Raw genomic sequence first — 21,480 nt, 5'->3', positions numbered from 1 at the left:
GCCGGGGCGCCCACCGACGATACGGCATGGCTCAGAAAAAGACTACATTTGGCGGCGTCGACATCCTTCGATTCCTCGCCGCCGTCCTCGTGATGTTCTACCACTACGGTTACTGGGTGTGGGCCTTTCCCGCCGGCGTTTCGGCACGGGCGACCGGCGGCATCCCGCCGCATCCGGAACTGGAGATGCTCGGCTCAGGATGGGTCGGCGTACAAGTGTTTTTCGTCATCAGCGGCTTCGTCATCGCCTTCAGCGCCGAAAACTCGACGCCCTTGCGGTTTTTCGAGGCAAGAGTGAAACGATTGGTGCCGGCGGTCTGGATCTGCGCGCCCATCACCGCGGCGGTGCTGCTCTTGGCCGACCTCAGCTGGCCGACGGATGCCGTGATCAGGCTCATTCGCACGGCATTGTTCGTTCCCTACTCCCCCTGGGTCGACAGCGTCTATTGGACGCTCGGCATCGAGATTGCCTTTTACGCCGTCGTCTGGACCTTGCTGCGGCTGAGGTGCTTTCACCTGGTGGAGGTCGTGGCCATCATGATCGGCATAGTCAGCACACTCTTCTGGTGCCTGTATTATCCGCTCGACTGGTCGGATCTTGCCGAGACGCGCTGGCTTGCCCTGCTGCTGGTGCATCACGGATGCTTTTTTGCGGTCGGCGTCATGATCTGGCTGATGCGCTTCAAGGCGGTGACACGCGCTCGCCTCGCCCTGTGTGCCCTGTTTCTGGCAGGCTGCGTCCTGCAGATCGCCAGCTCGGTCGATGTTCACACTGTGAAGGTAGAAGAGCAGATGCCATACGCGCCACCGATCATTTTCTTCCTCGTTGCCGTCGCCCTGATGGCGTGGTCGTTGCGGCTCGACCTGTCCTGGCGCGGCTGGCGCCGGATCGGCCTGATGACCTACCCACTCTATCTGATCCATGACGTCGTCGGTGCGGCCATTCTCGGGGCGCTGATGCGCGCGGGAGTGCCCTACCTGCTTTCGGCAGCCGTTGTCGGGGCAACCATGATCGCGGCGAGCTGGCTGATTGCGATCGAGGCCGAACCGCGAATCCGGCTTCTGCTCGACCACACCATCTTCCGCTATCGTCTCAAGACCGCGTAACCGCGCCGGCGTGTCACCCGCGTCCAGAACTGCAAACCTCCTGCTGCGAAATGCGCGGCGCCTGGCATGCCGCCTTCGCCTGGACGACTGACCGCTCTCAGCATCGCCGGCAACGCGGCGGGCTGGTGTTTCCCTAAATTAGCTTATGGCCCTGAAATCGGATTCAATTTTCGGCAGGGATCATGCCCGAATAAGCGCCAGAGCGGGATGCGTTCAAATTGAACCGGGCATCCCGCTCTGGCGCTTTGTTCTAGCCGCATTTTTACGGCGCCAAGTGATTCCCCTTAGCTGCAAAATGCTCCAAGCGTCTTTTGGTGAGCCAAACAGACGCGCGGCGCTGCAATGCCGGCCTCAGGTGTTTGCCTTCGTCCGCGCTTCCGATTTTTCCAGATAATAGGTCGAATATCTGTCGAAGAATTTTTCCGAGCCGCCGATCGATCCATACTTCGCCAGCTTCTTCAAATCGACCTTGTTCAGGACCACGCCGACAATCTTGTTGGCGATATAGGCTTCCGAACTCAGTATGGATTGCACCATCGCACGCGGCGTGCGCCCCCACTCTGTCACGAGCACGAAACCGTCGGCAAGCGGAGCAAAGGCCTTGGCATCGACCACGGGGCCGAGCGGCGGCAGATCGACGATGATGTATTCGAATGTTTCCTTGGCGTTGTCGATGAAACGCCGCATTCCGGCCGACGACAGAAGCTCGCTTGTGTGCGAGAAATGACCGCGCGGGACGGCCGGGATGATCGCCAGCTTCGTCTGCCGGTCGATCTTGCCGACGGACTGCCACGTCTGCCCGCTCACGACCGCTTCCATCAGGCCTTGCTCGGTCTCCATGCCAAGGCTGCGGCTGAGGCCGGGGTTGCGCAGGTCACCGTCCACCAGCAGCGTTTTGGACCCGTTGGCGGCAAGCAGTCCGGCCAGATTCGCCGCCACGGTCGACTTGCCCTCGCCGGGAAGGACCGAGACTATGCCAATGACACGGCTGCCTTGCCCTTCCATCACGACGTCGAAGGCAATCTTGGTGCTGCGGAGCGTTTCGGAAAACATCGATGCCGGGGCGTCGATGCTCACCCGCATGCGCGCGCGCTTTTCGGCGGCCGATGGTGATTGGGCGGTTCTGACATCCGCCTGGACGTCATCGCGCTTGTCGTCCTTGCCGACCTTGCTGCCAATGATCGGCAGGTAGCCGAGGAATTTGAGACCGACGCGATCGCGAACGTCCTCGCCTGTCCTGAAGAACCGCTCCCTGAATTCATTCAGGCCGCCAACCCCGGCCCCCAGCATCACGCCAAGCACAAGCGAAAGTCCCAGCACAATGGACGTGCGCGGGGTTGCGGCGGATTGCGGCAGCTTCGCGTCCGAGATGACGCGGATCTTGCCGACCGGGAATGATTGCTGCTGGGAGGCTTCCTCGTAGCGGCCAAGGAACGTCTGATAAAGTGTCGAGAGCGCCGTTGCCTTTTGCTCCAGTTCGCGCAGCTGGACCTGCGTCTGGTTGTCGATGGAACTCTTGCCGGCCGCTAACGCGACATTTGCGCGGAGCGCCGTCTCGCGTGCGAGAGCGACTTCGTATTCGTTGCGATAGCTTTCGGTCAGTTGCTTCAGCTCGCCGAATATCTGAGCCGATATGTCGGCCTTTTCCTTGGCAAGCGCGACCGCCTGGGGATGCTCGGCGCCGAAATTGGCTTCTATATCCTGCTGCCGCTTGGCGACAGCGAGATAGCGTGTCTTGAGCGTCGAAATGACCGAGTTGCTCGGTTGGTCGCTCGATATGGCGGCGTCTCTGAACGCGTTGTCCGAGCCGCTTTCGACGATCGACTTGTACTGCTGGTAGCGGGCGCTGGCGCGGGCGGTATCGGCCTGCGCTTCAATGAGCTGCTCATTGAGGTCGGACAGTTGTTTGTCGCTGATCAACTGGCCATTGTTATTGACGGCCAATCCATGTTCCGCCCTGAACTTCTCGACCGCGAGCGCCGCTGCCTGGGAACTTTCGCGAAGCTCGGTCAGCCGGCCTTGCAGCCAGACCGCCGCCCGCTCGGTCGCATCGAAGCTCGCATCGAGCTGATCCGCGAGATAGGCGTCGGCATAGGCTTTGGTGATCGCGGTCGCAAGTACGGGATCCGTCGCCTGATAGGCGATGGAGATCACATAGCTTCGACCGAGGCGCTCGGCTTGCACCTCGTTCTGCAATTTGAGGATTGCGTAATCGCGGCGTGACGAGGCCATCATCGCCTCGCGCGCCGCCTCATCAAGCTGGGTAACGTCGGCGATGCCCACGGCAGGGCTGGGACGGAAATACCGGACCACGCCACGCACGAAACCGGCAGCCTTCGCCACGGCCGATGTGGGGGGATTCATGAAAGCGTCGTTCTGATCGAGCTTCTGCTTATCGACGACCACCGCCGCCAGCCTGGCCGAGTGGAGAATTTCGATCTGGCTTAGAATGGCGGAATCGGTCTGCATGCTGACCGACGCCGCCGAGACCTCGTCGACGACCTTGTTCAAGCCTTCGTCGATCAGCACGCGGCTCATCGCCATGTAGGTGGGAGGCGTGGTCTGCAAATAGAGCACGCCCAGAAAAAGACCGATGGCGGCGCATGCCGCGACCACCTTTGCCTGCCTTGCTGCCATGCCGAGCAAGCGCTCGACATCGATGAAGTCTTCGGCGCTTACTGCGTCTGAACTCGGCAATGGCTTCCTCTTGTCGAGAGGAAAATTGGCATAATTCATCTTCGATCCAATTCTAGTTTGCGTCTAGAGCGGCGGTCCTTCAAGTCGAACTGTTCCGCCGCTCTATCTCTTTGTTTGAGCATCGGATTCTCCCAAAACCGGTCTCCATTTTGGGTCCGATGCTCTCGTTTGCAGGCGCTAGAGCGAGATCAGGCGCATCAGCATATATGGGACGCAAGCTTCATGCCAGATACCGCGATATCCGGGCGACCAAACGCATCGGCGTGTCTTGCGTCGCCCTCATGTGCTAATGCTCCTCAAAAATGGGCATTATGCGGCTTCTACCCGGCGCTCATGCGTCCGGACGAACTCCTGAAGCATGTCGAAGACGGCTTCCTTCATATCGTCGCGCGCCAGCGCGAAGGCGACATTGGCCTGGATAAACCCCTCCTTCGAGCCGCAGTCGAACATGCGGCCGTTAAAGGGCTGGGCAAAGAAAGCCTGGTTTTGCGCAAGACGGACCATGGCGTCGGTCAGTTGGATTTCGTTGCCGGCACCGCGTTGCTGATTGCCGAGCAGCGAGAATATCTCGGGCTGCAGGATATAGCGGCCGTTGATGTAGTAGTTCGACGGCGCATTGGCCGGAGCCGGCTTTTCGACCATGGCGGTCACCTCGAAGCCCGTGCCGACGTCCGCGCCGCAGCCGACGATGCCGTATTTGCTGGTTTCGGTCGGATCGCAGCGCTCGACGGCGATAACGTTTCCGCCGGTGTGCGCATAGAGGTCGGTAATTTCGGCGAGACATCCGCGCCCGCCGAAGGACACCATGTCCGGCAGCAGCAATGCGAAGGGCTCATCGCCGATGACCTCCCGGGCGCACCATACCGCATGACCAAGACCTTGCGGCGACTGCTGCCGGATGAAGCTGGTGGCGCCGGCCACGGGAAGCAGGCTTTCGAGCGCCTGAAGTTGCGCCGTCTTGCCGCTCTGCTCCAAAGTCCCAATCAATTCGGGATGCAGGTCGAAATAATCCTCGATGACCGCCTTGTTGCGGCCCGTCACGAAGACAATGTGCTCGATGCCGGCTTCGAACGCCTCGTCCACCGCATATTGCACGACAGGCCTGTCGACGACCGGCAGCATTTCCTTCGGCATGGATTTGGTCGCCGGCAGGAATCGCGTCCCAAGCCCCGCCACCGGTATGACTGCCTTCCTGACTTTCTTCATTGCATATTCCTTCTGAGGGGATCGACTTCAATTATTGCGGGGCTGCAAACCATTTTCATTCACCCGCACTCTTCACCTCCCCACCCACGGCGAACTGCGCCGCCACCCTTCGCAGCCGGACAGCGATCGGCATGCTCATATGCCGAACCGCCGCCGGATCGCTGAGCGCCGTCCACACCGCCTTGAGCGGGGACCGCGCCTTGATATGCTGGACCAGCGACAGGAACGACGCCGCCTTGCGCAGGCTGCGTGTGCGCCTTGCGAAAGCGGCCTCGGCGGCCGCGTCCATCGAATGGGTTCTGGCGAAGACGAGATCGGCCTTGCGCATCGCCTCGACGTGATGAAGTTCGAGCACGCGGGAAATGGAGCCGGTCCGGATATGGTAGACATAGCCGGTCGTCGGCTCGACCACGCATTTTCCGCCCTTGGCCAGAGCACTGGCCAGCAAGATATAGTCTTCGCCGATGATCAGGCCTTCGTCATAGCGAAGCCCGTTTTCGTTCAAGAACCGGCGCTGGAAGATCGGCTTGAGATAGCCAAGGTTGAACCTGGATTCGAAGACCACATTGCCGGCGATATAGTCCGCCAGCGAGATTTCACTCAAGCCCTCCAGATAGTCGGCCGGGAACATCGTCTCTTCGGCAACGCCGTCCTCGCGAACGACCTGGAGATTGTCGACCGCGATCTCGGCGCCTGCTTTCTCCGCGCGGTCGATCATGGCACATATCCGCCCCGGGTAGACCGCATCGTCGGAATCGAGTACCGCGACCCACCTGCCGCGGGCAAGCTCGAGGCCGGCATTCCTGGCGCCGCCAGGACCACGGTTCTGCGCAAGGGCGACGACACGTACGACATCTTGCGGATAGGATTTCGCCAGATCGAGCGTCCGGTCGCGCGACTGGTCGTCGACGACGATGATTTCGACGCTGACGTTGCGCTGGGCGATAGCGCTGGCGATCGCCCGCTCGATGGTCAGCTCCGCATTGTAAGCGGCAATGACAAAGGTGACGTCAGGCTGCACGCTTGCCCCCTTCCTGCGGCGAGGGCAGGCCGTATTGGCGGATTTCACGCACACCGACGAGACCGCTCACGACGCCGACATGCATGATGCCGCGAAGCACGCTGCGGTTCCTGCGCACGGGATTGATGGCGACCGGGATTGCCGACGCGAAACAATAGAGCGCCTTTGCCGAGGCGAGGCCGACTTGCCTGACCAGCGCGAGACCACGCGCGTCGCGTCCCAGGATGTGCCCATGCGTCTGTCCGACACGGAACCGGCGGCGGCGGAGCCAGTCGAATGCGGCCCTGGCGCGCGGCACCACTTCGTCGACCCAGGCCTGCGGCGAAAAGGCGATGCGGCCGCCGGCCTTGACCATATGGTCGAAGAATTCGGTGTCCTCGCCGCCGGTCTGGCCCCGCGCGAGGCTGAACCGCCGGCCGCGCAGGCTGTCGGCGCCCATCCTGAGCAGAACGTTGCAAGTGTAGCCGGTGCGGATCTCGCCGCGCACCCAGACGGGCAAGGTGGAGTGGAAATCGCCGCGGCGCATCCAGTCGGGCGCATCAGGCCGATAGCGTGCCCGCACCGGCCCGAGCACGGCGGCGGCGGCGCTCACTTGTGCCGTCGCAACCAGTTCGGCGAGCCAGCCGACGGTAGCCGTTTCGTCGTCGTCGATGAAAGCGACGAAATCCGACGTGCTGGCGTCGAGGCAGGCGTTGCGGGCGATCGAGATGTTGCGTGCCGGGCAATGATGGTAGCTGATCGGCAGCTTCAGCGTCTCCGCCAGCGTCGCCACCAGCAGTTCGGCCGTCGGGCCGTCATCATTGTCGGCGACGATGACGCGGACGTCGAATCCCGGAGGCACGTCCAGGGCGGCAATGGAACGAAGCGTATCGGCAAGCTCCGGCCGCCGAAACGTGCAGACGCAGACGTCGATGCTGCGGTTTTCTTCGGCCACACCCATCACGCCACCCTGCGCTGTGACCGCGGTCCAAGCAGTTGCAGCCAAAAGCCGACGGACCAGCCGAAATGCATGACCATCGCCGAAATACCGGCAAGGGCACTGTCTGGATTGCGCTGGCTGATGGCGGTCCACACGCCATAGCCGAGGCAGACCGACGCCCATATCAGGAGCGGCACGACCGCCAGCCAATGCACGAAGGAAAAAGCCGCGAGAACGACGATGGGAACCACCAGAAGCGGTGCCATCTGCCGGACCTTCGGTATCATGCGGTGCTTGAGAACGTTCTTTGCCCGGCCGCGGCCATAGCCGAGATACTGGAAATAGAGGCCGGCGAGCGACGAGCGCGGGTAATAGGTCATTTGCGTCTTGCCGGTCATCCAGATCCGGTAACCGGCCCGACGGAGCCGGTAGTCGAGCTCGGCATCCTCGTTGTGGCTGAATGTCTCGTCGTAGCCGCCCACAGCCTTGAAGGCCGATATCCGCATCAACGCATGGTGGCCGTGATCGACCCACTCTCCCACTGAGAGATGCCGGTGCTTGGAACCACCCGTGCCGAGCTTGGAATTCTGCGCAGCCGCCACCGCTTTCTGCACCATGCCGCTGCCGCTGGTCAGCATGGAGACGACGACCGAATCCGCGCCAGTGGCCAGCGCCTCCTCGATCAACCGATCGCAATAGTCCGGGGGATAGCCGCCATGCGCGTCGATGCGAATGAGATATTCGGCTCCTTCGCCGTAACTGGCGACGGCAAGGTTGATCGCCGCGCTCTGGAGGCGCTTTTCATTGTGGAGAAGGATGATCCGCGGATCCTTCACGGCGATCTCCTCGACGATCGCCCTTGTGCCGTCCGTGCTGCCGCCATCGGCAACGATGATCCTGGCGCCAAGCCTCTCGGCCGCCGGTCGAAGCTCATGAACAAGCGCCCCGATGTGAGCCGCTTCATTCAGGCACGGAATCACGATCAGGCTGGACGGAAGCACTCCAGTTTGCGTCATCGGCCCATGTCCATACCTACCCATCCTATGCCAGCGCCTCTGCAGCATATGCATCGGGCGCGGCCGTCAACCCGCGAAGCTTCTCGACGAGCGCCCGGCAATCGCTGCGATCGTGGCTCCAGGTTCGCGGATTGCGGGCAAGAACACGTGCCCGCAATGTCCCGAAACGATGCTCCTCCATGTCGCCCAAAGCGGCTTCAAGCGCCTCGGGCGTGGCTTGGGGCAAAAGAACGCCGATTCCCTGCCGGTCGAGGAACCTGCCTGTTTCGGTGCGGCCCATCGAGATCGGCACGGCGCCGAAGCGGCAGCCCTCATAGAGACGGTTAGGCAGCAGCCACTCGGAATTCAGCCCCTGCTCGAAAAAATCTATGGCCCAGGAAAAATGTACCTCCCGGTAGATCATAGCCATATCCTCGGGATTCCGATAGGGTCCGCCAAACGAGAGCCAGGGCTCGGATTCGACGAAAGCGTGAAAATCCGGAAATTCGGAAAGCGCCGGACGGCCCCTGAGGATGATTTCGAAGCGACCGTCGAGTCGGCGGGAAAATTCGGCCAGAAGCTCTAGGGAGCGGCGGCACCGGAGTGCGCCGAACCAGCCGATCCGCCAAGGCGGCGCGATGGGGTTCTCTGCCACGATGCGATCATCCAGCGAAATGGCGGCAGGCTCGAAATATTTGTTTTCGAGCAATTCGACCGGCGCGGCGATCTGCCCGAACGGTTTGAAATAGTTGGCGATGAAGGCCGGCGAACTGGTCACCAGGAGTTTTATATCTCTGGCCAGATAGCGTTCCGCGCCGCGCATCGCCTTGCCCAGAAGGTCGTCGCGAAGCACCAGGCGGTGGATGTCGAGACACTCGTAGACAATCGGCACCGTCGCCTGGAAAGCCGACCTGGCACGACGGGCAAGCGCCAACATTTCCAGATTGCGCGCGATGATGAGGTCGGGTCTTGGCATGGAACCGAGCTTCGAGCCGATTGAGACCGCCGCCTTCGCGACCGCCGCCAGCCGCTGGGCGAATCGGCCGTCGCGCGTAGCACCAAGATCGATCGGCTGCAAGCCCTCGACGTCGGCGATCGGGCTTGCCGTCCGACGGAAGCCCGCCAGTGTGACCTGGGCGCCGCCTGCCTTGAGCATTATGATCCGCCGGCGCACTGCCGGGTCGGAGACGTCGTGTACCAAGTACAAGACATGCAGCATGAAAAATCGACCGCTGTTGGCCCGCCCACCAGAAACCTAGTACAGCTTTTGCTGCATCGCAACATTTTTGGCGCGGCGTGACACGGATCCACGTTTTTTGTTGCACTGCAAAATTATTGCCGTAGTTTGATGATGGCATAGGGCGCGGGTCCGTCATAGGGACCAGCACAAAAATCAGGAATCCTGAATTTGCAAGCCAATGCATTCGATCCGCCAGAGGGCTCTCTCCGCAGATCGGTCGGACGCGGCGCTATCATCACGGCTTTGGCGCAATCGGTGCGGGTTGCGACACAGGTCGCCTCCGTCATCGTGCTGTCGCGCCTGCTGTCGCCGCAGGACTTCGGTGTCGTAGCGATGTGTGCGCCGGTGCTTGCCTTCATCGCGCTGTTCCAGGATTTCGGCCTGACCCAGGCGACGATCCAGAAAAGCGGAATCAGGCATGAAGAGATCAACTACCTGTTCTGGGTCAATGTCGCGGTCAGCGTGTTGCTCGCCTGCGTGCTTGCCGGCGCGGCACCGCTGGTCGCAGCCTTCTACAGCGAGCCGCGGGTGACAGGCCTGGTGGCCGCGTTGGGGCTGCAGATCATAGCCTACGGGCTGGGCGCCCAGCATCTGGCGCTGATGACACGCCGCATGCAGTTCGCCCGCCTGGCCATCATCGATGTCGCAAGTGCCGTCGCCGGTCTCGTCGTATCGATCGCCTGGACTTTCATCGACCGTTCCTACTGGGCGCTTTTTGCCGGTACGCTGACAGCAGCCGTGCTGCCGACGCTTTGCTTCTGGGCCAATTCGCGATGGCGTCCGGGGCTGCCGCGCAAGGTCGATGGGATCAGCGAACTGATCAATTTCGGGGCAGGCATCACCGGGTTCAATTTCGCCAACTTCTTTGCCCGCAATCTCGACAATGTGCTGATCGGAAAATATTGGGGCGAAGCGCAGCTCGGGCTTTACGACCGAGCCTACAAACTGCTTCTGTTCCCATTGAGCCAGATCACCAATCCGCTGTCGAAGGTCATGGTGCCGGCTCTTTCCAGGCTGAAGGACGAGCCGGATCGCTACCGCAGCGCTTATCTTCGCGTCATGCCTCTGATCTTGCTGGTCGCACTTCCCGGCGTCGCCTTCGCCACCGCCATGTCCGACGTGCTGATACCGTTCGTGCTCGGCGAGCAGTGGCGGCAGAGTTCCAGCATCTTCCTGGCGCTCGGTTTTGCCGGACTGCTGCAGCCGCTCAACAACCCGGCGGGATGGCTTTTCATCAGTCAGGGCCGCTCGGGCGATTTCATGCGCTGGGGCATCGTAACAGCGTTGACGTCGGTGGTGGCGTTCATCGCCGGCCTGCCTTATGGCGCTTTGGGCGTGGCGATCGCCTATGCGATCAGCGAATATCTCAGAACGCCTTTCCTGTGGCTGTATATCGGCAAGACCGGGCCGCTGCGGGCAAGCCATATCCTTCGCGCGGCAACGCCCTTCGTGCTTGGCGCGCATCTGGCGCTTGCCGCCATCTGGTTCGCCAAGCCGCTACTGCCGCAACAGCACGTCGTCGCCATGGCGATTGCGGCGGTGCTGTCCTACATGATCACCATTGTAGTCGCGCTGGTGTTTGCTTCCGGCCGCGAGGCGTTGCGGGAGGCCCTGAAGCTCCTGCCGGCACGGCCGCCCACGGCAGCACCAAGCGAGGCGAAGTAACTTGCACGGACATACATACGAGGACCAGGCCTGATCCCATGCACTACCGATCGATCTCTGACATGAACGACGCGATCGTCAGGAACCTTCACCGGCTGCCGCGCGACATCGACCTGGTGGTCGGCGTTCCTCGAAGCGGCATTCTCGCCGCCACGCTGCTCAGCCTGACGGCGAACATCCCGATGACCGACCTGGACAGCTTCCTCGCCGGAAAGATCTATACTTCGGGCGTTACCAAACGCCGCGCCGCGCTCGACCGGCAGGTGTCCGAGATGCGCAAGGTTCTGGTGATCGACGACAGCGTCAGCGGCGGCGCGGCCATGCGCGAGGCACGCAACCGTGTAGAGGCCGCCGGCATTAAGGCGGACTTCACCTTTGCCGCGGTGTTCGGCCTGATGGCGCAGCACGAGGAAACCGATATCGTCCTGGAAGTCGTGCCGCATCCAAGGATGTTCCAGTGGAACTTCATGCACCACAAATTCCTCGCGCAATGCTGCGTCGACATTGACGGCGTGCTCTGCCTCGACCCGACCGAAGCCGAAAACGACGACGGTCCCGCCTATGAGAAATTCCTTAGCGAAGCGCTGCCTCTGTTTGGCCCGACCCGCAAAATCGGCTGGCTCGTCACCAGCCGGCTCGAGAAATACCGCGCGCTTACCGAAGCATGGCTCGCAAAGCACGGCATCAAATACGACAAGCTGATCATGCTTGACCTGCCAAGCAAGGCGGAACGGCAGCGGCTTGGCGTACATGGCAGTTTCAAGGCCGATTTTTACCGCAAATCCGACGCCATCCTGTTCATCGAGAGCGAGCATCAGCAGGCTCTCAAGATCGCCAAGCTTTCCGGCAAACCGGTGCTATGCATGGAAACGCATCTGATAAGTTATCCCGACGCGCTGTCGCTTCCCGCACTTGGGCAGCAGATCAGTTCCCCTGACGGGCGCAAGGCGGCGATCAAGACCGTCGCGCGCACGCTGCTCGGCGAACGCGGCTACGAGACGCTCAAGAGCCGGGTCAAACGACCGGCCTGAACCTGGCTTCGGGACTAACGCGGGATGCGTTCAATTGCGCATCCTGCTCTACCTATCTGTTTTAGCCGCATTTCTGCGACGCCCAGTGATTCCACTTGGCTGCGAAATACTTAGGCGGCCTGCCGTGAACGCTGTCGTGCCGCCCTCTCGAGCATCGAGAAGAAAGTCGCGAACTGACGCCCGGGGTCGAGTTCCGGGCGCTCGGAGAATGCACGTGCCGCCGCAGAAAGCCGCTCATATTCTTGCCTGTCGGTCCACAGGCGCCTGACCACTGCCACCCAATCGGCGAGCGGGGCGTCGTAATCCAGCACCACGCCACCGGAGCCGATCGCTTCGGGCAGGCCGCCACGACGTGAGCCGACGACGGGAATGCCGCTGCAGTGGGCTTCCGACGCCACCCGGCCCCAGGCCTCTTCCCACTTGCTGGGGGCGAGCAGGATTTTCGTGCGGCCATAGACCGTCTTCATGTCGCTGGTCCGGCTCTCCAGCGTGACGTTGCCGAGCGGCGCGATCGTCTGCTCGATCCGGGACCGATGATCGTCGTCGAGCTTCCAGCTTTCGACGAACAGGAACGGAATTTCGGAGCAGGCGGCGGCGATGCGCACTGCGAGCTCGAAGCCTTTTTCCTCATAAGGGTTGATCAGCGTGACAAACTCGCCTGTCGTCGGCGTGCTGTAGAGCGCGGGATTGATGGTCGGCGGTATAACCGTCGAATCGATATCGAATTTTGCCTTGTAGGTGCGCGCGGTGAACTCGGAATTGGCGATGTAGAGCGCCGAATGCAGTTCGCGCAGATCGCCGCCCAATTCGTGGAATTCGACATTCCTGAGATAGACGACCAGCGGCACGCCTTCGGCCTCCAGCGCCTTGCCGATCGGCACCGATTTGTGACACTGGACCACGGCGACGTCCGGCCTCAGCTTTTCGACGGCAAAAGCCGCCGCCTCCCAGGGGAACCAGGCCCGCACGACCGGATAGCCCGGATAGCTGTCGATGACCGCGCGCTGCCTCAGAAGCTTCATCTTGGCGCGCGCCTTGTAGCCGAAGACACCCTGGCCGAACAGGGCAGCGAGCACCGACGCCTCATGGCCCTGCTCGAGCAACTGCTCGGCAAGATGATGGGTGCTGGACTGGACACCGCCGCTAAACTGGGGCGTGTAACCATTGCCGCCTGCAAAAAGCACTTTCATGGTTTCGGCTCCTTGTCGCATTCTCACGTTTACGGGCGATGACGCATGGCTTGTTTACGGATGATGGCTTGCGGCCCGCCTCAGGCATCCTGTTGTATCTCGATATTGGCGAACGGATTGGTGCATGGCTGCCACCCGGTGAACCGGATCGGGTCGGTTGGCGAACTGCGCCGGGCGTAGTCGGTCAACATATGGAACTCGGCAATGACCCAGCGGTCGAACTGCCTCAGATCCTCTTTTTTCTGTTCGGGCAGAAACCGGCGTGCGGCGCCCAGTTTCAGCGTCTCAAGCAGGGTGACCGCATCGCTCAGCTTTTCGTTTGGAAACATCCAGGGATTCCGCTTCTGGAATTCCAGAACGAATTGCTGCAAATGCTCGATGCGCATGTTCAGCCTGCCGAAATATCTTTCGAGCGTGACGCGCACCAGGTCCTCGTCGGAAAGCGAGGAAACGGCAGCGTAGGCGATGCCGGTCGAAGCAACTCCGCCAGCCATGATGGCCAGTGCCGCGCGCCGCGAAACCTTGATCATCCGGCCATTTCCTTTCCCGCTATCCGGCTCGCCGCCCGCAAGGAAAGGGCTGCCGCGGTCAGGCTCGGGTTGGCGCATGAGCAGCTTGGATATGTGCTCGAGCCGACGACAACCAGGTTCCTGAGCTGATGGTGGATCATGTCCCGGTCGACGACCGAATCCGCAGGGCTTGAGCCCATTCTCAAAGTGCCCTGGACATGCGACTCGGTTGGCCGGATGCCGCGATCGAAAATCTCTTCGACCGGCAGCGGAGCCAGAAGCGCCGGCAATTTCTCCTTTGCCCGCGCCATGCCCTTGACGGCATAGTCGGATGCTCCCTTGAAACTGACGAAGGCGTTTTCATCCCCGTCGAGGATCACGAGATTTTCTGGATCGAGCAGATCTTCGGTGACGATGATGAGGGGAAGCGTCTGACGGACACGTCCCTTTTCGGGGCGCATCCCGTGCTGCCAGCGGTTTTCGAAATAGACCAGCGCCGCCGCATGCTCTGATCTGTGGGAGCCGTCATAAAGGCCGAAATTCAGGCCAGTGGTGATAGTGCTTCCGTCGAAATTGTCGACGCCGTCGAGATAGGCCTCGAAATTCCATCCGTAGGATTCGTGCAGGCCGCGCCCGACGAATTCGCCCGACAGGCCGGACCGCAACATGATCGCCGGGCTATGGATGGCATTGGCGCCCAGAATGAAGAGATCGCCGCCGACCGAATATTCCTTGCCGTCATGCACGAAAGTGACCGAACGGACCGATCCGCCGACATGGTCGAGCCGACGCACTTGCGCACCCAGGCAGACCGAAACGTCGGGATGCTCGAAGACGTGCATCAGGCCATTGTTGGCGGTGAACTTCGCGTCAACCGGGCATAGGCCGCATCGCAGGTTGGCGCAGCACGAGGCCCGCTGCGCGGTCGGCACGCGCGCCCTCGCAGTCGGCACCACAAAATGCTGGTCCGGCTGCGCCGCTTTCATCATCCGGTCCGGCGTCGACATGTGATGCGGTGGTTGTGGAAACGGCCTGGAACGCGGCATCATCGCCGCCATGTCGGGGTCGCCTGAAATCGACATGACCTCCTCTGCATCGCAGTAGAACGGTTCAAGCTCGTCATAGCTGATCGGCCAGTCGTTGCCGACGCCGTAGAGGCTTTTCAACCTGAAGTCGTTCGGATGAAAGCGCGGCGTCTGCGCGAACCAGCAATTCGTTCCGCCACCCAATCCGATGGTGTAGTTCCACGGCTTGTCGGAGTTGGTCCTGTAGGTCGTCTCGTCTTCGATGTCGGTGTTGGTGTTCTGCTCGAGCTGCCATTCATGCGTGTTGTGCCGGCCCCATTCCAGAACCAGAATGCGGGCCTTTCGCCGCTTGGCGAACGCATGCAGGAAGAAGGCCGAACCGAAACCGGAGCCGATGGCGACAAGATCGAAATGGTCGTTTGCGATCTGTTCCGGCCTGATGCCCAGCACCATCAGATAAGACCCTTTGTTGATACGAGCGCGTTCATCAAAGCCCTCGTGACCGTCCTTGGTGTCCGAGCCTGATTTGCCAGTCTTTCCCGCATGGTCTCACGCCGCCAACCTGCCGATGCTGTGGTACTCGATGCCGTGGCGAGCGATGACCTTCGGGTCGTAGAGGTTTCGGCCATCGAAGATGATCGGCGTGGTCAGCGCATCCTTCATCGCGTCGAAAGAAGGCGCGCGGAAGCTCTTCCACTCCGTGGCAATCAGGAGTGCGTCGGCGCCACGCAGCGCTGCCTCCTTGGTTCCGCACAAGAGCAGATCTTCGCGCTGCCCATAGATTGCCTGGCATTCCTGCATCGCCTCGGGATCGTAAGCCTGCACTTTGGCACCAGCGTTCCAAAGCGCTTCCATCAAGACACGCGCCGGCGCCTCGCGCATGTCGTCGGTGTCGGGCTTGAAGGCCAAGCCCCACAACGCAAAGGTCTTGCCCTTGAGATTGCCCTTGAATTGGCGGTTCACCTTGTCGAACAGAACCGACTTCTGCTCGTTGTTGCGCTCCTCGACCGCGCGCAGCAGCTTGGCGTCGAATTTGACCCCTTCCGCCGCCTTGATCAGGGCGCGCACATCCTTGGGGAAGCATGAGCCGCCATAGCCGAGGCCCGGATAAATGAAGTGGTAGCCGATGCGGGGATCGCTGCCGATGCCCTTGCGGACCTCCTCGATGTCGGCGCCCAGCTCCTCGGCCAGATTGGCCATTTCGTTCATGAAGCTGATCTTGGTCGCCAGCATGCAATTGGCCGCGTATTTGGTGAATTCGGCGCTGCGCACATCCATCACGATCATCTTCTCGTGGTTGCGGTTGAACGGGGCGTAGAGCTCACGCATCACCGCCTCGGTGCTCTCACTGCCGGTGCCGACGATGATGCGATCGGGCTTCATGCAGTCGGAAACCGCGGAGCCTTCCTTGAGGAATTCCGGATTGGAGGCGACATCGAAAGCCAGATCCTCGCGGCCCCGCGCCTTCAGCGTCGCGGCGATCCTGGCCTTTATCTTTTCGCAGGTGCCGACCGGCACGGTCGATTTGCCGACAACGATCTTGGGCGCGTCCATCTCCCGGCCAATGGCCTCGGCGACGGCCAGCACATATTTGAGGTCGGCCGAACCGTCCTCTCCCGGAGGCGTGCCGACAGCGATCATCTGGATCTCGCCATGCCTGACCGCGGCGGCGGCGTCGGTGGTGAACTTGATGCGGCCGGCCGCGTGGTTCTCCTTGACAAGGCTTTCGAGCCCGGGCTCGAAAATCGGGATGAGGCCCTGATTGAGCCGCTCGACCTTTTTCACGTCGACGTCGACGCACACCACCTGGTGGCCGACTTCGGCAAGCACCGCCGCCTGCACAAGACCGACATAGCCAATTCCAAAGACCGTCAAATTCATTCGGTTTCATTCCTGTTCAAGGCTTCGGACCGCTTTCGGTCCAGCCGGTTCAAATTAGCTTTACTTTATGCCGCATGCCAACGATTCCGGGAACTGGCATGGCTCGCCGAGCGCCGTGAATGCGAGGCGATCCACTTGCAGCGTGAGCTTGCGGCCCGGATCCGAAAACGGGCCGAGCCAGCCCTTCATCGTGTCGCTGCCCCAAAGGCTGAAGAATATCTTTTGCGCATGGCTGGGCAGCTTTGCCGGATCGGTGATCGTGTTCACGAGCTGACCATTGACGTACCAGCGCAGCCGATCCTTCTCCCAGACGAAGGCATAGTCGTTGAAAGCCTTGTCGGCGCCGCCCGCTACATCCACCAGTTTCTCGTTGTTGCCCTTGCCGGCAATGTAGGCGTTGACCTGCACCTTGGAGGTGTCCTTGGTCAGCACCTCGAAGTCGATTTCATCCCACGGCTGCTTGTCGGTGGGGCCGATGTAGGAGAAGAAGGAGGCGTTGATGCCGGAGCCCGCATCGGTTTTCATCCGCGCCTCATAGGTGCCGTAACCGAAGCGCTGCTTGGTCTGGATCTCGCCGCAGGCGAAGTCGCGGTCCTTCGCCTTGCGCTTTTCGAAACCGAGCGTCAGCATACCGTCGGAAAGCTTGACCTGTTTTTTGGACCAGGTGCAGTTCTGATAATTGCCGTTCGTCCAGCCGTCGGAGACGTACCAGCGCGCACGGTCGAAGCTGGTGAAATCATCGACGAACGACGGCGCAGTCGGGATATCCTGCGAACGGGAAGGGGTCGGGCCCGCGATCAGGCTGCCGAGTGCGGCCAGCAGAAACGCGCCGCCCGAACATAGCTGCCTGAGGTTCCATTGCCTGATCGAGCGCGTGAACGGCCTGCCGCCGGTTGCTGGGGCGCCGGTTGCTGGGGTGGACGTGCTTTTCGGATCCGCGTTCATACCAAACTCACCTTTGTGCTGTGCGCCCCCAACCCAAAGTCGATGTTCGAACCGTGACGAAACGACCTGATCTTGACCTTCTCCAGTCCCTCCTTGCGTTGCCTCTTGTCCTGGCGCCAAACCTCTTGCCTGTGTGGTTTTGCGCTCAATCCGTGCCGGTGCCAGCCGGCTTGGCGACATCGGCCTTGGCCGCCGTGCCGTGCGGCTCATTCTCGTCGAAGATTGCAGCCAGCGAATGACGGAGTTCCTTCATAAGCTCGTTCTGGCGCGAGAGCGCCGCGATGCGCCGCTCGTAATTCAGGATCGACTTCGTCAGTTCGCTGATCTCGGAGGATCTGCTGGAGGAGGCCGCCCCATTCTCCATCGCCTCGACCAGGAAGGCCGCGTTCGTGGCCTTTGTCCGGTAGCGATTCTCAAGTCCGTTTTTCTCCGCCTCGACCTCGGCAGCAATCTGGTCAAGCAGCTTTGCCAGGCGGTCAAGGCGCGAAATGTCGGTCTGCCTGTCGCGAGCCGGATCCCTTGATCTAAAGCCGAATATCGAGGCCATACGCTCAGAGTCCTGTAGTGGTCAGGTTCCTGTGGTGGCCGGGCCTATGGCCGGCCCCCGCACCCGTGCGGGTCAAAAAGATCTTGTCGCATCGTCCAGTTCCTCTGACAGGGAGACTATCGGGGCCAATTCTATTGGTGAACCAAAATTGCTGCACCGCAACATACATGCCATCCCCAGAGCCAGTAGGCAACCACCTAGTGTGGCGAATCGGAAATTCGCATCATTTCGAGCAGGGTAAGGACCTGTTGACGTGACGTGACCGGCATTGCGCTGGCGGCGGACAAGCTCAGGTCTCGCCGACCGGGCGGGTTGCAGCCATGAGAAAGCGCAGCGGCGGCACTGGTTGCCTCGAAGCAAAGCCGGCGCGGCGAAACAGCGCATCCAGCTTGTCGGCGGCCACGCCGCGAACGATGGGGATGAAGTTGGATTGGCTGGCCAGGGCGTAGGCCGCAGCCGATGTCAGTCCCTGCTCGTTCTTGACGTCGAGGAAGTTCCGCAGCCGATACTTGTCGCGTACATGCCGTTCGTGCCTTCTGAGCGCGGCCTTCGAGCCTTCCGGCAGACTGTCGATCGCCAGCAGCGCGAGATCCGCGTCGGCCAGACGCTTGAGATCCTGCGTCCTGTGCCGGCCGCTCAGCGAATCCGCCCGAACGATCGCGCCATAGCCACAGGACCTGATGACCTTGAACCGCGCCCCGCAGGCGACCGCGCGCGCGTAGAGTTCATAGTCTTCGCCCAGACGCAGGTTTTCGTCGTAGCGCAGCCCATGCCGGTCGAGAAAAGCGCGGCTGATCACCGGCTTGAGGAAGCCCAACTCACCTCTCTGCACACGGCGCCTCGATATGTTGCCTTCGATGAAACGCTCGAAATCGAGGAACTCCGGATCGGCCAAAAACCGCGGAGCGACGATTTTCGAGACGTCGGTCACCGCATCGTCCCTGATCAGCATGATGTTGTCGGCAGCGAAATCCCAATCGGCGCTGGCGAACAATTCACGAAATCTGCCCTCTAGAAAAAAATCGTCGGCGTCCAGAATGCTGATGAACGGCGATTTGGACCTGGCGATCGCGGCGTTGCGGGCGAAGGAAGGACCGCGATTGACGTCGTGGCGGATGACGGAAAGCCTGCCGCTGCCATCATCGGCCGCCCGAGCGACTTTCGCGGTGTCGTCGGTGGACGCGTCATCAACGACCACGACTTCCGCCGCCTCCGGCTCGCGCAATGCCGATGCGATGGCATTCGGGATTGTACGCGCCGCGTTGCGGGCAGCGATGATCACGCAGACCTGGGGTTCTGTCATCGATTCGCCTCTCGACTGCTCACGTAACTCCGAATTTCCTCGCCGCTCCCCGTTCAATGTTCGAAGCAGCTCTGTCTAGCCCATCGACTGTCCAGCTCGCCAATCGTCCGGGCGTTCGAAAAAGCGTCAGTCGGCGCTTATGCTGCAGGTGCGAAGCAAAGCATCGCCAAAATCACTCGCGCCGTCCAGTCTTTCCTTTCGGTGTCGTCATGGCGCAAATCGGCGGGCGGCGAATGCCAGCAGATAGACCCGCTACTTCGCAAGCCGTCCTGCTCATTTCTGGATGAAGCCGTCTGCGCGCTCGAACCGCTGATCGCCAAGGCGACCGACGGATTGCGGCGCGATGACGACCCTGATCATCGCGCAGTCGGCGGTGATCGCTCTCGCCGACCGGGCCGGTCACGATGAGAACGGCCGCCTCGTCAAGGTCGGCAAGTCTGGAGGCTGAACCAGAGGCTGAACGAAAATCGGAAACCGGTTGTTCAGAATGCCGTCATGGGCGAGCAGTCCGACAGGAATCCGGCCGGCTGCCCCGACGCCAGGTCAGCGAAGGCTTCTCCTGGCACTGAACTTTTCGCCATCTTCGGTCGAACTCAGCTTTCGCTCGACATCGCGAATCCTATCAGCCGATTTCGGGGCGTTTCTGACAACCATGGCAAAAACCAGCAAAAAGTAGCCCAACTGGATGACAATGGCGCAGGCTATAACACGAAAAAGCGTCGTTCCGAGCGAAGCGCCGCCCAGAAAAGACCAGGCGACCACGATCGCCAGAGCGAAAATCATGCCGACAATGAATTTTGGTAGCGACATACCTGACAGCCCGTCAACCTGCTCGGGCAAAATCGATGATTGACCCACCCCGAGCCTCCCTTCGCCATGCGAGCTTGTTGAAGCCGCCCGCTTTTTTGGCCGGTTGCTTCCGGCCTTTCCACGCTGCCCATACTCTGACAGAAACAATTTGCAACTCTATTAAAACGTGCAATAGCCGGCAAGGCCAACCACAAATAATTTTGACCGAGTTTGCGGGATCGACTCTGCCATGCTGCGACGCACACATCGGCATCACGACCAATCACCCCTATGGGCCTATTTCAGTAAGAGCGGCAATATTAATTAGTATTTTACCTTAAGGCTTCTCTATATTTTGCGAAACTAACTCACGATAATGCTCCGGACTGCCGCACAAAGAGCGATTCGCCCAAAATCAGCCTCAAAAAGGCACTAGATTTTTCAAGATTGCCCACAAACTGTCATAAACGCGCCATATAGATCAAAATTTGTGCAGGTTCGGTTTATTATTTAGTCAATTCATGACGTGATTATTTCAAGCGATCGAGAAATTGTGTGTTGCGATGCAGCATTTTTTTGATATCGTGCGGCAAACCATCCGTTCAACGTATGGAGTTTACGCATGAGGGACGTAGCCAAGCCGGCCACTGCGGATTTTTCGCAGGCCGGCATTGATTTTCCACCGATCGGCGGCCTGCTCAAACGCAGCTTCGACATCGCCGGTTCACTGATTGGCCTGGTTGCTCTCAGTCCGCTGTTTGTGATGGTCGCGCTGCTGGTCAAGTTCTCCGACGGCGGGCCGATTTTCTATGGCCACAGCCGGATCGGTCGGGGAGGACGGATTTTCCCGTGCCTCAAGTTTCGCACCATGGTTCAGGACGGCGAACGGGTGTTGGCCGCATATCTTGCCGCCAACCCGGACGCCAACGCCGAATGGATAGCGACCCGCAAGCTCAAGAACGATCCGCGCGTGACGCGCGTCGGAGCCGTGCTGAGGAAGCTTAGCCTCGATGAACTGCCGCAGATCATAAACATCCTTCAGGGTGACATGAGCCTTGTCGGCCCTCGTCCCGTTGTGCGCGACGAACTCGAGATTTACGGCAGCTCGGCCGTCTATTACCTGAAATCGCGCCCCGGCCTGACCGGGCTCTGGCAGGTCAGCGGCCGCAACGACGTTTCCTACGACAGCCGCGTCGCATTCGATCGCCACTATGTCGAGAACTGGTCGCTCTTTGAAGATATTCGTATTATCATCAAGACCGTGCCTGCCGTCTGGATGTCGCGGGGCTGCTACTGACCGGCGGGGAGCCGGTCCTCTGTCGAAGGGTGACTGTCCAAGCATTCTGCAGCAGGCTTCATCGGGTGGGTCAAGCGGATCGGAAAACGTTGAGTTGAAAACAGACATCTTCGA

The 21,480-nt window shown here is 60.8% G+C and carries 18 protein-coding genes; 4 read left to right on the top strand and 14 right to left on the bottom strand.

The genetic code is table 11. The features are described 5' to 3' along the window. Positions 1–26 precede the first annotated feature (26 nt). Positions 27–1,106: an acyltransferase gene (locus EJ066_RS10115; protein WP_126037267.1), complete on the top strand. Its 1,080-nt coding sequence runs from the start codon at positions 27–29 to the stop codon at positions 1,104–1,106. A 351-nt stretch (positions 1,107–1,457) separates the two neighbouring features. Here the strand turns inward: EJ066_RS10115 and EJ066_RS10110 are convergent, their stop codons facing one another. From EJ066_RS10110 to EJ066_RS10085, 6 genes are all read right to left on the bottom strand, one after another. Further along, positions 1,458–3,842, bottom strand: a complete 2,385-nt coding sequence (locus EJ066_RS10110; protein ID WP_126037265.1) for a polysaccharide biosynthesis tyrosine autokinase — start codon at positions 3,840–3,842, stop codon at positions 1,458–1,460. Positions 3,843–4,112: 270 nt separating this feature from the next. Further along, positions 4,113–5,009: a UTP--glucose-1-phosphate uridylyltransferase gene (locus EJ066_RS10105; RefSeq protein WP_126037263.1), complete on the bottom strand. Its 897-nt coding sequence runs from the start codon at positions 5,007–5,009 to the stop codon at positions 4,113–4,115. 55 nt (positions 5,010–5,064) lie between these two features. Beyond that, positions 5,065–6,030 carry a glycosyltransferase family 2 protein gene (locus EJ066_RS10100; protein ID WP_126037261.1) on the bottom strand — a complete coding sequence of 322 codons (966 nt, stop codon included), beginning with the start codon at positions 6,028–6,030 and terminating at the stop codon, positions 5,065–5,067. Then, positions 6,020–6,970, bottom strand: coding sequence for a glycosyltransferase family 2 protein (locus EJ066_RS10095; RefSeq protein WP_126037259.1), 951 nt, complete (start codon positions 6,968–6,970; stop codon positions 6,020–6,022). The genes EJ066_RS10100 and EJ066_RS10095 overlap by 11 nt, the downstream gene beginning before the upstream one ends. After that, positions 6,970–7,965, bottom strand: a complete 996-nt coding sequence (locus EJ066_RS10090) for a glycosyltransferase family 2 protein (RefSeq protein WP_126037258.1) — start codon at positions 7,963–7,965, stop codon at positions 6,970–6,972. Before EJ066_RS10090 ends, EJ066_RS10095 begins: the two co-directional genes overlap by 1 nt. A 25-nt stretch (positions 7,966–7,990) precedes the next feature. Next, positions 7,991–9,163, bottom strand: coding sequence for a glycosyl transferase family 1 (locus EJ066_RS10085; protein ID WP_126037257.1), 1,173 nt, complete (start codon positions 9,161–9,163; stop codon positions 7,991–7,993). A 189-nt stretch (positions 9,164–9,352) separates the two neighbouring features. On the opposite strand from EJ066_RS10085, the gene EJ066_RS10080 reads away from it, so the two are divergent. Then, positions 9,353–10,849, top strand: coding sequence for a lipopolysaccharide biosynthesis protein (locus EJ066_RS10080; RefSeq protein WP_126037255.1), 1,497 nt, complete (start codon positions 9,353–9,355; stop codon positions 10,847–10,849). A 38-nt stretch (positions 10,850–10,887) separates the two neighbouring features. Further along, positions 10,888–11,880, top strand: a complete 993-nt coding sequence (locus EJ066_RS10075; RefSeq protein WP_126037253.1) for a phosphoribosyltransferase family protein — start codon at positions 10,888–10,890, stop codon at positions 11,878–11,880. 110 nt (positions 11,881–11,990) lie between these two features. Here EJ066_RS10075 and EJ066_RS10070 read toward each other — a convergent pair whose 3' ends face one another. From EJ066_RS10070 to EJ066_RS10035, 8 genes are all read right to left on the bottom strand, one after another. Further along, positions 11,991–13,070 carry a glycosyltransferase gene (locus EJ066_RS10070; protein ID WP_126037251.1) on the bottom strand — a complete coding sequence of 360 codons (1,080 nt, stop codon included), beginning with the start codon at positions 13,068–13,070 and terminating at the stop codon, positions 11,991–11,993. Between the two features lie 80 nt (positions 13,071–13,150). Continuing rightward, complete coding sequence (locus EJ066_RS10065) at positions 13,151–13,600, bottom strand: hypothetical protein (RefSeq protein ID WP_126037248.1); 450 nt, start codon at positions 13,598–13,600, stop codon at positions 13,151–13,153. Continuing rightward, entirely contained in the window at positions 13,597–15,057 is a 1,461-nt protein-coding gene (locus EJ066_RS10060) for a GMC family oxidoreductase (protein ID WP_126037246.1), read from the bottom strand. Before EJ066_RS10060 ends, EJ066_RS10065 begins: the two co-directional genes overlap by 4 nt. 96 nt (positions 15,058–15,153) lie before the next feature. Then, entirely contained in the window at positions 15,154–16,485 is a 1,332-nt protein-coding gene (locus EJ066_RS10055) for a UDP-glucose/GDP-mannose dehydrogenase family protein (protein WP_126037244.1), read from the bottom strand. Positions 16,486–16,545: 60 nt separating this feature from the next. Continuing rightward, positions 16,546–17,430 (bottom strand): family 16 glycosylhydrolase, encoded by an 885-nt coding sequence (locus EJ066_RS10050; protein ID WP_126043813.1) that lies wholly within the window; start codon positions 17,428–17,430, stop codon positions 16,546–16,548. A gap of 145 nt (positions 17,431–17,575) precedes the next feature. Next, on the bottom strand, positions 17,576–17,977 hold the full coding sequence (locus tag EJ066_RS10045; protein WP_126037242.1) for a hypothetical protein: 402 nt from the start codon (positions 17,975–17,977) through the stop codon (positions 17,576–17,578). Between the two features lie 289 nt (positions 17,978–18,266). Beyond that, a complete protein-coding gene (locus EJ066_RS10040) occupies positions 18,267–19,280 on the bottom strand; it encodes a glycosyltransferase family 2 protein (RefSeq protein ID WP_126037240.1) in 1,014 nt (337 codons plus the stop codon). Positions 19,281–19,823: 543 nt separating this feature from the next. Then, complete coding sequence (locus EJ066_RS10035; protein WP_245455114.1) at positions 19,824–20,138, bottom strand: exopolysaccharide production repressor exox; 315 nt, start codon at positions 20,136–20,138, stop codon at positions 19,824–19,826. A 553-nt stretch (positions 20,139–20,691) separates the two neighbouring features. Between EJ066_RS10035 and EJ066_RS10030 the strand changes: the two genes are divergently transcribed. Continuing rightward, a complete protein-coding gene (locus EJ066_RS10030) occupies positions 20,692–21,366 on the top strand; it encodes a sugar transferase (protein WP_126037238.1) in 675 nt (224 codons plus the stop codon). The last annotated feature ends 114 nt before the right edge of the window (positions 21,367–21,480 follow it).

It is taken from the genome of Mesorhizobium sp. M9A.F.Ca.ET.002.03.1.2 (genome assembly GCF_003952365.1).
Lineage (GTDB): Bacteria > Pseudomonadota > Alphaproteobacteria > Rhizobiales > Rhizobiaceae > Mesorhizobium.
The sequence above is the reverse complement of the archived record's forward strand: the minus strand, read 5'-3'. Positions and strand labels throughout refer to the sequence as shown.